This is a genomic window from Methanobrevibacter curvatus (assembly GCF_001639295.1).
Classification (GTDB): Archaea; Methanobacteriota; Methanobacteria; order Methanobacteriales; family Methanobacteriaceae; genus Methanoflexus; species Methanoflexus curvatus.
The window spans coordinates 1-12,828 of the sequence record NZ_LWMV01000181.1; the positions used below are offsets into that span (position 1 = coordinate 1).

12 protein-coding genes and 2 tRNA genes are annotated in these 12,828 nt (G+C 25.5%); 4 read left to right on the forward strand and 10 right to left on the reverse strand.

What is annotated here, in order from left to right:
- Positions 1-288 precede the first annotated feature (288 nt).
- Genes MBCUR_RS06410 through MBCUR_RS06420 form a run of 3 tightly spaced genes read right to left on the reverse strand, consistent with a single transcriptional unit; the run spans position 289 to position 3,522 of the window.
- Complete coding sequence (locus tag MBCUR_RS06410; protein WP_067091747.1) at positions 289-1,605, reverse strand: amidohydrolase family protein; 1,317 nt, start codon at positions 1,603-1,605, stop codon at positions 289-291.
- 18 nt (positions 1,606-1,623) lie between these two features.
- Entirely contained in the window at positions 1,624-2,823 is a 1,200-nt protein-coding gene (locus MBCUR_RS06415; RefSeq protein WP_067091749.1) for a YcaO-related McrA-glycine thioamidation protein, read from the reverse strand.
- Positions 2,824-2,862: 39 nt separating this feature from the next.
- Positions 2,863-3,522 carry a zinc metalloprotease gene (locus MBCUR_RS06420; RefSeq protein ID WP_067091828.1) on the reverse strand — a complete coding sequence of 220 codons (660 nt, stop codon included), beginning with the start codon at positions 3,520-3,522 and terminating at the stop codon, positions 2,863-2,865.
- A 372-nt stretch (positions 3,523-3,894) separates the two neighbouring features.
- Between MBCUR_RS06420 and MBCUR_RS06425 the strand changes: the two genes are divergently transcribed.
- The 3 genes from MBCUR_RS06425 to MBCUR_RS06435 all read left to right on the forward strand — a co-directional run bounded on the left by MBCUR_RS06425 (position 3,895) and on the right by MBCUR_RS06435 (position 5,870).
- The gene (locus MBCUR_RS06425; protein WP_067091751.1) at positions 3,895-4,080 is read left to right on the forward strand and encodes a hypothetical protein; all 186 of its coding nucleotides are present in this window, start codon (positions 3,895-3,897) and stop codon (positions 4,078-4,080) included.
- Positions 4,081-4,175: 95 nt separating this feature from the next.
- Positions 4,176-4,736 carry an AmmeMemoRadiSam system protein A gene (gene amrA / locus MBCUR_RS06430; protein ID WP_067091754.1) on the forward strand — a complete coding sequence of 187 codons (561 nt, stop codon included), beginning with the start codon at positions 4,176-4,178 and terminating at the stop codon, positions 4,734-4,736.
- A 111-nt stretch (positions 4,737-4,847) separates the two neighbouring features.
- Positions 4,848-5,870 carry an NOG1 family protein gene (locus MBCUR_RS06435; protein WP_067091756.1) on the forward strand — a complete coding sequence of 341 codons (1,023 nt, stop codon included), beginning with the start codon at positions 4,848-4,850 and terminating at the stop codon, positions 5,868-5,870.
- 72 nt (positions 5,871-5,942) lie between these two features.
- Here the strand turns inward: MBCUR_RS06435 and MBCUR_RS10370 are convergent, their stop codons facing one another.
- From MBCUR_RS10370 to MBCUR_RS06445, 3 genes are all read right to left on the reverse strand, one after another.
- Positions 5,943-6,086 (reverse strand): hypothetical protein, encoded by a 144-nt coding sequence (locus MBCUR_RS10370; RefSeq protein WP_157077697.1) that lies wholly within the window; start codon positions 6,084-6,086, stop codon positions 5,943-5,945.
- Positions 6,087-6,335: 249 nt separating this feature from the next.
- The gene (locus tag MBCUR_RS06440; protein WP_067091758.1) at positions 6,336-6,884 is read right to left on the reverse strand and encodes an Hsp20/alpha crystallin family protein; all 549 of its coding nucleotides are present in this window, start codon (positions 6,882-6,884) and stop codon (positions 6,336-6,338) included.
- Between the two features lie 285 nt (positions 6,885-7,169).
- Positions 7,170-8,174 (reverse strand): SIS domain-containing protein, encoded by a 1,005-nt coding sequence (locus tag MBCUR_RS06445; RefSeq protein WP_067091760.1) that lies wholly within the window; start codon positions 8,172-8,174, stop codon positions 7,170-7,172.
- 323 nt (positions 8,175-8,497) lie between these two features.
- Here MBCUR_RS06445 and MBCUR_RS06450 point away from each other — a divergent pair, with 323 nt between their 5' ends.
- Entirely contained in the window at positions 8,498-9,136 is a 639-nt protein-coding gene (locus tag MBCUR_RS06450) for a DUF447 domain-containing protein (RefSeq protein WP_067091762.1), read from the forward strand.
- Positions 9,137-9,353: 217 nt separating this feature from the next.
- Here MBCUR_RS06450 and MBCUR_RS06455 read toward each other — a convergent pair whose 3' ends face one another.
- From MBCUR_RS06455 to MBCUR_RS06470, 4 genes are all read right to left on the reverse strand, one after another.
- Positions 9,354-10,505, reverse strand: a complete 1,152-nt coding sequence (locus tag MBCUR_RS06455) for a thiolase domain-containing protein (protein WP_067091763.1) — start codon at positions 10,503-10,505, stop codon at positions 9,354-9,356.
- Positions 10,506-10,589: 84 nt separating this feature from the next.
- On the reverse strand, positions 10,590-11,630 hold the full coding sequence (locus tag MBCUR_RS06460) for a hydroxymethylglutaryl-CoA synthase (protein ID WP_067091765.1): 1,041 nt from the start codon (positions 11,628-11,630) through the stop codon (positions 10,590-10,592).
- A 572-nt stretch (positions 11,631-12,202) separates the two neighbouring features.
- Positions 12,203-12,276, reverse strand: a tRNA-Gly gene (locus MBCUR_RS06465).
- A gap of 2 nt (positions 12,277-12,278) precedes the next feature.
- Positions 12,279-12,352 (reverse strand) — tRNA-Gly (locus MBCUR_RS06470).
- Positions 12,353-12,828: the final 476 nt, after the last annotated feature.

Genomic DNA, 12,828 nt, shown 5'->3' on the forward strand with positions numbered 1-12,828 from the left:
ATTTTATTTATTTAGGCTATTAAAATAAGTATTGGATTAGTATTAAAATAAGTATTGAATTAATTAAGATTAATAGTATTTAAAAAATTTACTATTATAAAATTTATTTTTTATGTTTTATAAATATTATTATATGAAATATAGAAATAACTATGTCATTTCAATTAAATATATATTTCCATTAAAAAACCTATTTTTTATAATTAGTAAAAAACTTTTATTTAAATTATTTTTCTTTATTTTTGAGAAAACCCTTTGATGAACCTTTTTTAAAAAGGTTCTTCTAATTTAAAAAATATCCTCAATAATATCATCATGAACAAATGCATTTTTATTGAAAACATAGGCAATATCAGTAATTTCTACTCTATTAATAATATTTAGGTAATGATTTTTAGATATACTCTTTGCTATGAAAAATTGTGGCTCATTTCCCTCTTCTATTATAGTTTTTTTAACAATAGAATTAATATCAGTAAAATTACTATTAATATCATTATTAAAATTACTATCGGAATTACCATTATTATTAAATTTATCATTAAACTTATTATTAAACTTATTATCGAAATTACTATTGAAATTATTATCGGAATTAAAAATTATAGAATTATAAACAATATTTGAACAAGCCATTTTTAAAATATCTAAAGGAGAAATATATATTTTATATAATGCTTTTGAAGCATTTAATGTATATTCCATTTCTCTAATTAAATTAGGATTATTAGTCATTAAATTATCTGTCCCAATTAGAGGTTTCACTCCTCTTTGAATAAAATTAGCTATTGGTGGAAGACCTAATTGAAAAGAAGCATTTGAACGAGGACATACTACAATCGAACTAAGACTTTTAGAAATTAAATCTAAATCATTATTCAATGGAGAGGTTAAATGAATTAACAAATCAAAACCCTGATAAATTCCTTTTTCAATTTCTGTTTTACCAAATTTAGCTAAAGAATCATTTTGAAGATACTCATATTCTCCAACATGGATAGAAGATATTTTATTTGCTTTTTTACATTCTTCAACAATTGTAAATCCAACTTCATCAGATATTTCACCAAAACCACTTGGAGCAATACCATCAGAAACCTTTAACAATTTTTTAATTATTTTTTTTAATTCAATACTTGAAGCATCCTTGTCATAGAAAATCTCATCTCTAGATAAAATAGTTGTAGATATAGGGAATTCTTTTGAAGCTTCTTTTAGTAGTTTTACCCCATTTAGACCCCCTTCTCTGTAATCTATAACATGTGTAGTTCCAGACTTAAGTAATCTCCATAGAGATTTTTTCATTGAATCAATTATAACCTCATCAGAGCTTTCCAATAGAGCTTTGTGTTTTAGACCATTTGGTGGTTTAACTATTTCTTCTATAGGCATTCCATCACCGCCATCCAAAATTATTGAATCACCTAAGTGAGTGTGAGCATTTAAAAAACTTGGATAAATAATATGATTATTAGCATCTATGATTCTACCTTCTAAAACATTTGGAGAAATTTCAAGAATTTTCCCATCACAAATCAGTATATTCTCTTTAACAGGTTTTAAATCTAAGCCTTTTAAAACAATTCCATCTTTAATTGTTATCATAAAATCCCTAAAATTGTTCTAATTTGAAAAATCTATCAATCTTTGACCTATTCTTTCACTATCAACAGAATAAAGCTCTGCCTTTGGAATAACAACTCTAACAACATTAACTCCAACTTCATGACGAGTTAAATCTGTAAAAAGTACTTTATCTAATCCACATTTATTTAATTCTTCAATAGATCGTCCAATATCTGTTTTTAAAGAATTTGAGCTTTTATTTTCAATATCTTCAAAATTAAGTTTATCTTCATCTTCTTGGAAATAATGTTTATTGATCCTTTTCATTCTCTCATATCCTGCTTTCCGCAGGAAGTCTGCTCTCACCGTGTCTTCACGAGTCCCATGTATTTGAGTTACTCTACTTTGTGCAACTTCAGTTAAAGCCCTTAAAACAGCTATTTCAGGATTTAAATGAGTTCCAACACCCAAAGTAAGTAATGCAGAATCTTTTAACATTGTATCATCTGCACTTGCAATAACAGTTGGAATTTTAGAGTCTGTTGTAATGTCTATTAACTTAATATTAATATTTACATCTTTAAATTTATTCAAAACACATTTAATCAATGAATTTTCTATTGAATCTGCTGAAATCTGTTTATTATTCTTTTTAGTCCTTTCATATATGCTCCATGCATCTCTCTCAACAACTTCAAAAATTCCATGTAAAACAGCTTCTTCTAAAAAGTTTCCAGATGCTAAGCCATTGGTATTTGATTTAAAAAGATGACTAAAGTCTTTATTAGCATATGGATGAAAAACAGCATTTACTGGAATGTAATATTCTTTTTCAGATGCAATATCCATAGATTTAATCCATTGAATGTTATTTTCATCGTATATGCAATTTTTAGGAATAATTAGATCATTCATATCAATTTTATTTTCAATATCTTCAAAATTTCCGTTCTTTACTCTAAATTCATCTTTAGATTGGTATTCAGCAGAGTATCTCTCAAATCCTTCCATAATGGCTGATGCCTTTGCTTGAGTTTTAGTAACTCCTTTACCTGCATAGATACTAATTCCACCATATTGGGCACTAGGGCGTATAGCAGAGTAAACAGGAATCCCTACTCTATCTAAATTAGTTATATCCGTGATTCTAGTAATTCCAGCTATTTTAATCATTTTTTCATTACGATTTATGGTTTCTAAAGGATCAATAGCTCTATGTGTACCATTAAAATACTTAATTTCTATATCTCTAAACATAAAATCACAAAAAGAAAAAAATAATTAAAGTTCACAATATTAAGAATAAAATAGATATGTCAAAGGAAGTAAATAATTTTCAACACCAGTAAATGACATCAAAACCATAGCACCTGCTAAAATAGCAGTTACTACCCAAACAATACTATTCCATTGGATAATTTTTGCTCCATCAAACACACCAAAAGGAATTAGATTAAATAAAGCTAACCAGCCATTAATTGAAAATCCTAAAATGGCTGTTTGAAACAAAAACGGATATAAACCAGAATTAAGTCCTTGTTGACTAATAAAAGGAATAAGTGCAGCTGCAAAAATAAAAAAAACTACTCCTAAAACAATATTTGTTAAAGGACCTGCTTCAGAAATTATTCCATTTTCACGATTACTCATAAATTGTCCATAGATATGGACTGCACCTGGAGCAGCAAACAAAAAACCCATAACTGAGCTAATAAGGGCAAGGAATAAACCTGGAATCCAAATTTTAAACTCAGCATAATATCCATAGTGCATTGCAACAAACTTATGGGCAAGTTCATGAAGAATAAAACCTGAACCTACACCAATCATTATCATTGGAAGCATTTGAGAAACTAAATCTGCATTCATTTTTGTATACATAAATGTAAATGCCAATGAAATTACAATAAAAGCCATTAATAACTCTGTTAGTTCTTTTGAATTAAATCTATTCATAATAATAATATATATTTTAAAACTTAATAAAATTTTTGCTAGCATTATAAAAAATACTAAAGAGATAATAAAAAAATTATAAAAAATTACAAAGAAATTATAAAAAAAATAACAAGCTAAAAAAATAATAATAAAACTAAAAAAAATAATAAAAATAATAAAAAAACAATTAAAAAAATAATAAAAAACAATTTTAATGTAAAATATACCAAATGTGTAAGATATGTGCAAAATATATATACAACAAAAAATAAATAATTGGTATAAGCTATTTTTTATAATGTTATAATAATTTATAATAATTACTTATTGCATACATTTAATTAAAAAATATTTAACTTAAAAAAAAAATGGATCAATAACTGTGATATCATGAGTAGTAAAAAAGGAATAAATTTAAAAATCTCAGAAGATATAAAAGAAAATTTCAAAATTTTAGCAAATTTAAAAGGTATTAGTACTAACCAATACATAGTTGATTTAATTTCTAACGAAATTAAAGAAAATAAAAAAACAATTGAAGGATATTTAGAATTACAGACTGCATTAAAAAAATAAATTTTCAAATATAAAAAAAGATAAAATTTTTTTATTTATAAATTTATATTTACATTTCTAAATAATTGATAAAATAAATAGCTTAAAAAGATAGAATGATTAGTGAAAATCAAGGAAAATATTTAATTGGAATAGCTAGGAAATCTATTATTGAATACCTTGAATTTAGAAAAATAACATCTATTCCTCCTGAAGTTTCTGAAGAATTACTGGAAAATTTAGGAGTATTCGTTACTTTAAATAAAAATAATCAACTTAGAGGTTGTATTGGATATATTGAAGCAAGTAATCCATTGATAGAACTTACAATTCAAAGTGCCATAATGGCTGCTACTAATGACTCACGATTTGAAAATGTGACAATTGAAGAACTTGATGAAATTGATATAGAAATTACAATATTAACTAGACCTAAGTTAATAAAAGTATTAGAATCTAATGAATACTTAGATAAAATAAAAATAGGTGTAGATGGGTTGATTGTTGAAAAAGGATTCAATAAAGGAGTTTTACTGCCACAAGTTCCAGTTGAAAATAACTGGGATGTAAGAGAATTTTTAGAATATACCTGCTTAAAAGCAGGGCTTCCAACAAGTGCATGGTTGGGTTTAGATACTTTAATATATTCTTTTCAAGGACAAATAATTAAAGAATAATATAATAATTAAATATTGATATTAAATAAGTAATATTAAAAAATTAACATAAAAAAAGAATTAAATCATAGATAAATTGATTAAAATTTGAATACTAATGCTTATGATACAATGATGATACCAACAATTCCTACACCTGATGAACTACTAGATAAAGGATTTAGGAGAGCTAAGAAAGCTGCAGACAAAGTAAGAACTTCCAAAGTTCCACGAAGAATGAAAGGAAAGAAAATTGAGGAAACACGTGTAATAGCTGCATGTCAAATAATCAAAGATAGTTTAAAAATGATTCTAAACCGTGTCCCTAGTATTGAACAATTACCAGAATTCTACCAAGACTATATTGATATAACTGTTGGTGTTGATGAAATGAAAAAATCTCTTGGGGCTTTAAATTGGGCTTTTGGAATTTTAACTCAATTAGAAAAAGATTTTGGCAGTAAAATCAGAAGATCAGACTCAGAAAAAGCAACAATGTATCAAAGACAAGCATATGGAAGAATAGCTTCAGTAGTTAATAAAATAAAAAAAGATCTTAACTTTTTAGACTTTGCAAAAGCAAAACTTCGAAACATGCCTACAATTGACTTTGAAGCTGTAACAATTGTAATAGCTGGATTTCCAAATGTTGGAAAATCAACTCTTCTTCGCCAAATAACCAATGCAGAACCAGAAGTAGCCAATTACCCATTTACAACTAAGGGCATTCAAATAGGGCATTTAGAAATAAACTGGAAAAAAATACAATTTATTGACACTCCAGGTCTTCTTGATAGACCAATTATGGACATGAATGATATTGAACTTAATGCAATGGTTGCACTTGAACATTTAGCCGATACAATACTTTTTATTTTTGATGGATCTGAAACATGTGGATTTCCACTAGAAAATCAACTAAATTTATACAATGAGATAAAAAAAGTTTTCAATTTAGATACTATTGTTCTTTTTAATAAAATGGATATTGTAAAAACAAAAGAAATAGATGAAAATTATGTTAATCAATACATAAATCAATTTAATGAAGTTATTTTAATATCTGCTCAAGACGGAAATGGAATTGAAAAGATTTTAAACAAAATTGAGAGTATCGAAAAAACCCAAAAAGAAGAAAAATTTGAAAAATATTAATAAAAAAAAAGAGAATAAAAAGATAGAAAAAATAAAAAACAATAACTAAATTATAATAAAGTTATACTAAAGTTATTCTTCATCTAAATGTCTGTTAATGTAAGCTCCTTCTATATCATCTTCTTGAGCAGAAGACCAACCACAAGGACAATCATAGACTATTTTTCCATCAACTTCTTCTTCAGCACATTCTAATCCACAAACAGGACACAACATAAAAATCACTCCTAAAATTCAAAAAAATATCATCTACCATATCTAATAGCAAAGCTATTAAAATGTATAATTATTATATAAATATTAATTTAAATACTTTTTTATTACTTTTTTAAAAGAGAAATAAAAATAAGCAATTAAGAATAAAAAAATAAATAAAAAAATAAATAAAAAAATATTGGTAAATATAAATAAATATATTGATAAATAGAAATAGATATATTGATAAAAAATATCAAAAATCCAAAACTAATCTAAATTAATTTTAACTTTTTCTACCTCTACTTGAGGCAAAACTAAGATTAAAGATCCATTATTAAATTCTGCTTTAATATCTTCGGTTTTTATTTTATTTGGAAGGTTAATAACTCTTTCTGCTTTACCAAATTTACGACCTTTAATTAAATAATCGTATCCTTTACTTACTCCATCACATTCATCTTTGATGTTTTGGCAAATTGAATTAAAAAATGCTTTAATAGTGAGCTCTTTAGCAGAAATTTCAATGTCTATATCTTCTTTTTTAACACCAGGTAAATCTGCAACTAAGTAATAAACTGAATCTTTATTTACCACATCAACATCAATTTTAGAAATAGATGAATCTTTGTACTCATTTATTTTAGAATCAACATCTTTTTGAACAGATTTAAGATTTACAACTATATCATCTATAGTTTTACCTAAATCATCTGCTACTTTACCTGCAATAGCTTTTCCCTTTTCAATATGCTCATCAATTTTCTCATGATTAGATTTATTTTCTTGTTTATTAAAACCAAATGATTCATCAACCATACAAACTCCTCCATATAGAAAATATAAATAATAATTTATGATTTATTCAAATTCAATATAAATATAAAAAAATAATGAAAATAAAAAAATAATAAAAAAATTAAAATAAATAAACTAATTAAAAAAATAATGAAAATAATAAAAAAATAATAAAAAATTAAAAAAATTAAAAAAAAATAATAGATTATTAAAATAATCAAATAATAATAAATAATTAAAAAAATTAAAAAAAAAATAATAGATTATTAAAATAATTAAATGATAATAAATAATTAAAAATTTAAATTAATATCTGACTTTTCCAATGTGTCTTGTACTTCCAGGATCTTCATTATTAAAATGTGAAAGATAGTATATGAACCATTCTAATGGAATTACCAACAACAATGGAGCCAATAAATTATTTATATCTCCATAGTCCTTTAAGGAAAATATTATATTTTTAGTATCTAAATTATTAGAAAATTCTATAGATCTGTCTGTAAGTAAATCTCCATCATATCCTGCTTCTAAAAATATTATAGAAACTCCTTTTTCAACTCTTTCTATTAATCCATGTCTAAATTCACCAGAATAAAGGGGACAAGCATGTTTCAAAGCTCCTTCCATGAACATTGTCATAGAAAGCTTATATGCAAGACCATAGTTTGGTCCACTTCCCATACAGTAAAAAATTTCTTCATCTTTAAATTCTAAAGCTAATTTTTTATTTTCTTCTTCAGTATTCTTAACTAAATCCTCAATTATATCTGGAATCCTATTTAAATCAGCTAATAATTCTTCTTTTTTATCATAATCTGAAGCTGAAAACAAAAGGTAGTATAAAACAGAAAGTTGTGTAACATAAGTTTTAGTTCCTAAAATAGCTTTTTCATGACCAGCATGAGTTAATATTGAAAAATCTGCCTCTTTGTACATAGAACTATTTTTTTCATTTACAACAGCTATTGTAAGAATATTATTTTCTTTAGATTTTCTAATTGATGCTAAAGTATCAGCAGTTTCACCAGATTGGGATGTAAAAATAGCTATTGCATTTTTATCATCTAATTTTTTGTTATAAAAATATTCATAACCAGTAAATACATCAACATCTAAATTAGTAGCCATGTTTAATGCAGATTTAATTGTATATACTGTTGAAAGAGAACTTCCACACCCAATTAAATAAATTTTTTGAAATTCTGAAATCTCAGATGATAATTGATCTAATTTCTCTTTTTCATTTTGAAAAGTTCTTTTAATAGCTTGAGATTGTTCTAATATTTCATCATACATCTTGTATCTCATTTATTCACCCATAAAAAAAATAATAAATAAAAAACACAATTTATAAAATTATAATAATTGAATATTATTAATGTTAATTCCATATATTTTGTAAAAAAAAGGAATATAAAACTTAATGTTAAAAAATTATATCTTGTTAATAATATAAATTTAATAATATTTAAATTTAAGTATTAATAAAATAAATATTTACCAAAGAGTTTATTGAATAAAAAATTTATTATAAAAAATATTATAAAAAATACTATAAAAAATATTATAAAAACTTGAAATAAGCATAAATAATAGAATAAATTAACAATATTATTTAAAAAGATGATTATATGAAAATAAATTTAAAATCTTTAGGAATTGAATCTGGACAACAGTACGAAAGTATTATAACTACTGAAAATAATGAAAATATTAAAAATGCTGCTCCGATTGGAATTATTGGAATTGATAAAGACATAATTCAGTGCAGAATATTTAAAGGAACTATAACATTAGAAAATATTTTACTAAAGAGAGAATTCATTGTAAATATAACTTGGAATCCTCTATACTTTACATTAGCAACAATTGGCAAAATTGATGAAAAATATTTCTCAAAAAATGGCTTAAATCTTAAAGGAGTAGATGCATATTTAAAATGTGAGGTTATTGGAGATATTAAAATACAAATTAAAGAAAATGACCCTGTTAAAAAGTCAGAGGCAGGATTTTTTAAATCAAAAGTTAAAGAAATTGTGATAAATAATCCTTGTGTAAAAGCACCCAACAGAGGATTTTACAATTTAATTGAAGCTTTAGTAAATTATACTAGAATGGATCTTGTTGATAAAGAGAAAAAAGAGTTTTTTATAAACAGGTTAAATGAATTAAACAGAGTAATAAACAAAGTAGGAAGCGAAGAAGAAAAAAAAGCTATTAAACTAGTTGATGATGCATATAACTCAAAAATAAGGAAAAATGAAAAATAAATAATGATTAATAATTATTAATTTATGTCTAAATAATTATTTACTAATTTAATCCATTTAAAAAAGATTTATTTTTTCATGAAATTAATAATAGGACATTATTGAATAATGAAAAAAAGTTAAGGCAAATAAATAAAAAGTAATATAGATAAAAAAAATATAAAAAATTAAAAATATTAATGAATAAAAAAAAAAGAATTTAGTAACTTAAGACAAATTACCTTGATAAAATATGAATCGCAGCTGTTCCACCAGTACCACCGATATTTTGAGTCATACCGATTTCTGCACCATCAATTTGTCTTTTACCTGCATCTCCTCTTAATTGCCATACAATTTCAGCAGCTTGAGCTATTCCTGTCGCGCCAAGAGGGTGACCTCTTGCTTTTAAACCACCAGAAGGATTAACAGGAATATCACCGTCAATTCTAGTAATTCCATCCTCAACAGCTTTACCTCCTTCTCCTTTTTTAACAAATCCTAAATCTTCAATAGCTAAGATTCCATTAATAGAAAAACAATCATGAACTTCTAATGCATCAATATCCTTATGGCTAAGCTTCGCCATATCAAATGCTTTTTTAGCAGCTGTTTTTGTAGATTCTATAGTAGTAATATCTTTTCTATCATGTAAAGCAATTGTTCCAGAGGCTTGAGTTGATGCTTTCACATAAATAGGTGTATCTGTGTATTTTTTTGCATCTTCAGCGGGTACTAGGGCAATGGCTGCCGCACCATCTGTAATTGGAGAACAATCTAATAATCTTAAAGGATCTGCAACTTTAGTTGAGTTCAAAACTTGATCAACAGAAATTTTAAAAGGATACTGTGCATTAGGATTTTTTGAAGCATTTTCATGATTGATAACTGAAACCATAGCTAATTGTTCTCTTGTAGTTCCATATTCATACATATGCCTTCTTGCCATCATTGCATAAAGTGAAGGAAAATTAGCACCAATTTTTGCTTCCCATTCTTGATCTGAAGCTGTTGCTATTGCAGAGGTTGCATCAACAACATCAGTCATTTTTTCAACACCTGCAGAAATAACACAATCATAATATCCTGAAGCTACTGCCATTATTCCTTGCCTTAATGCTAAACCGCCAGAAGCACATGCTGCCTCAACACGAGTAGTTGGAACTGGGTTTAAACCTGTATGATCTGCTATTAATGAAGCAATATGTTCTTGTTGGATAAAAAGACCAGAAGTCATGTTTCCAACATACATTGCATCAACATCGTCTCCACTAATATTTGCATCTTCCATAACAGAAACTCCTGCTTCTGTTATTATTTGACTAAATGAAGAATCCCACAACTCACCAAATTTAGTTTGTGCGACTCCTATAATTGCAACATCTCTCATAATATCACCTTTGTTTGTAATAAAACCATTTATTATAAATTGAAAAAAATAATTTGATTAACATTTAAATTAGCTAATTTTAGATTAACTCATTCTAATTTTATCTTTATACTTAGCATAAACAGCATAATCAACATAATTTTTAGTAGAAATAATTTCTTCAACTTTAGGAGCTAAATTACGTTTTTCTTCTATTTTATCAGTAACAGTAATTGAAAATGCATCACTTCCAGCACCTGAACCATATGAAACAGCCATTATTTTATCTCCAGGATTTGATTTATCTAAAACAGCAGCAAGACCTAATGGAGTAGCACCAGAGTAAGTATTGCCAATATAAGGAGTTAAAAGACCATCACTAGTTTGTTCAGTATTAAAACCTAATTTTTTAGCTACTTTTAAGTAAAATTTACCATTTGGCTGATGAAAAACACCGTAATCATAATCAGATGCTGAAGTTCCAGTTTTTTCAAATAATAAATTAGCAGCACCTTGAACATGTTTGAAAAATGCAGGTTCTCCAGTAAATCTTCCTCCATGACTTGGGTAAGCCATTCCTTCTCTTCTGTAAAAATCAGGAGTGTCAGTTGTAAAACTACATGTATATTCAATATCTGCCAAGATATCCTCTTTTCCGATTATATATGCAGCCCCACCTGCAGAAGCAGTATATTCTAAAGCATCACCAGGAGCACCTTGAGAAGTATCTGCACCAATAGCTAAACCATATTCAATCATGCCAGAATCTACCATCCCATTAACTATTTGCATTCCAGCAGTACCAGCTTTACATGCAAATTCTAAATCTGCAGCTGTTAATATTGGGCTTGCCTGAACAGCTTCTGAAACAATAGTTGCCGTTGGTTTTACTGCATAAGGATGAGATTCAGATCCAACATAAATTGCTCCTATATCTTGTGGATCAATTTGGCTTCTTTTAAGAGCATAACGTGCTGCTTCAACAGATATAGTAGCAGTATCCTCATCAGAACCTGGAACAGATTTTTCATTTACTATTAATCCCCTTTTAAGTGCATTAGGATCATCTCCCCACACTTTAGCTATTTCTTCAACTTTAATTCTATATGATGGCACATATGCCCCATATCCTACAATTCCTGCCATATTATCACCATTATTAAAATATGAGTAAATAATTTATTCATTAATTTTAAACATAAACAATAAAATGATTTGAAAATTATAAAAAAATAATCTTAATAAAATTTAATATAACTCTTTATTTGAATTAATAGATCTATGAGTTAATAAAACTCTATTTGAATTAATAGATCTATGAGTTAATAAAACTCTATTTGAATTAATAAAAATTAAATCAAATAATGTCCACCATTAATATCATTAATAAATCTTTTTAATAAACTCTAAAAAATAATATGCTACAATTTCAAAATAGCATATAGCTTAAAAAAATAATTTATTTTTAATATATTTGATTTTCATTATATAAATTATTTGTCATTTGTAAATAATTTAATGAAATTAAATAGAAAAAAGAAGAAACAAAGTGAATTGTAAAAATTATTTAAAAATGGTATAATAAAATTAAATAACTATTATATGAAATTAGAATAGTTATTAATATGAAATTAGAATAACTATTATAAAATTAGAATAACATATAAAATTAATTAAAAATAAAATATTTAAAAAAAGTATAGCATACAAAAGTATAGTGCGGCTGCCGGGATTTGAACCCGGGCTGTAGGCTTGGAAGGCCCAAGTACTAACCAGACTATACTACAGCCGCAATGCGGCGTCCGGGATTTGAACCCGGGTCACTGGCTTGGCAAGCCAGTGTCTTAACCAGGCTGGACTAACACCGCATAAAAAATCGCTGAAATTTATAAAAAATTAACAGAACATTATAAAAAAATTAGAAATAGGAATATTATTTCAATATCTATTAATTATTTTATTAATTAATAATTTAAATTTATTCATATTTAAATGTTTTGAATATTATCTAAAAAAATGAATAATTTAAAAATTCTAAAAAAATGAATAATTTAAAAATAAATTAAAACTAAATTAAAAATAATTTAAAAATAAATAATAAAATTCAACTTAATTTAAGCCAAAATATAAATAAAATAATGAGAAAAATATAAATAAATTGAAAAATAAATTTATATAAAATAATAATATTATTAAAATAAAATATTAGTAAAATGTATATGAATAAAACTTATCTATTAAAAAATTATATCTATATTTTAAATGAGGTGTTAGTATTAAAAAATATATTATTTTAATTGTTATAATTTTAATTGGAACAGTATCTATCTCTGGTTGTATAATA

What these genes read in the sequence shown, in the direction of transcription:
- MBCUR_RS06455 (WP_067091763.1), bottom strand. Translation starts at nt 10,505, where the DNA reads ATGAGAGATGTTGCAATTATAGGAGTCGCACAAACTAAATTTGGTGAG.
- MBCUR_RS06440 (WP_067091758.1), bottom strand. Translation starts at nt 6,884, where the DNA reads ATGGTTGATGAATCATTTGGTTTTAATAAACAAGAAAATAAATCTAAT.
- MBCUR_RS10370 (WP_157077697.1), bottom strand. Translation starts at nt 6,086, where the DNA reads ATGTTGTGTCCTGTTTGTGGATTAGAATGTGCTGAAGAAGAAGTTGAT.
- MBCUR_RS06410 (WP_067091747.1), bottom strand. Translation starts at nt 1,605, where the DNA reads ATGATAACAATTAAAGATGGAATTGTTTTAAAAGGCTTAGATTTAAAA.
- MBCUR_RS06450 (WP_067091762.1), top strand. Translation starts at nt 8,498, where the DNA reads ATGAAAATAAATTTAAAATCTTTAGGAATTGAATCTGGACAACAGTAC.
- MBCUR_RS06425 (WP_067091751.1), top strand. Translation starts at nt 3,895, where the DNA reads ATGAGTAGTAAAAAAGGAATAAATTTAAAAATCTCAGAAGATATAAAA.
- MBCUR_RS06460 (WP_067091765.1), bottom strand. Translation starts at nt 11,630, where the DNA reads ATGGCAGGAATTGTAGGATATGGGGCATATGTGCCATCATATAGAATT.
- MBCUR_RS06415 (WP_067091749.1), bottom strand. Translation starts at nt 2,823, where the DNA reads ATGTTTAGAGATATAGAAATTAAGTATTTTAATGGTACACATAGAGCT.
- amrA (WP_067091754.1), top strand. Translation starts at nt 4,176, where the DNA reads ATGATTAGTGAAAATCAAGGAAAATATTTAATTGGAATAGCTAGGAAA.
- MBCUR_RS06420 (WP_067091828.1), bottom strand. Translation starts at nt 3,522, where the DNA reads ATGAATAGATTTAATTCAAAAGAACTAACAGAGTTATTAATGGCTTTT.
- MBCUR_RS06445 (WP_067091760.1), bottom strand. Translation starts at nt 8,174, where the DNA reads ATGAGATACAAGATGTATGATGAAATATTAGAACAATCTCAAGCTATT.
- MBCUR_RS06435 (WP_067091756.1), top strand. Translation starts at nt 4,848, where the DNA reads ATGATGATACCAACAATTCCTACACCTGATGAACTACTAGATAAAGGA.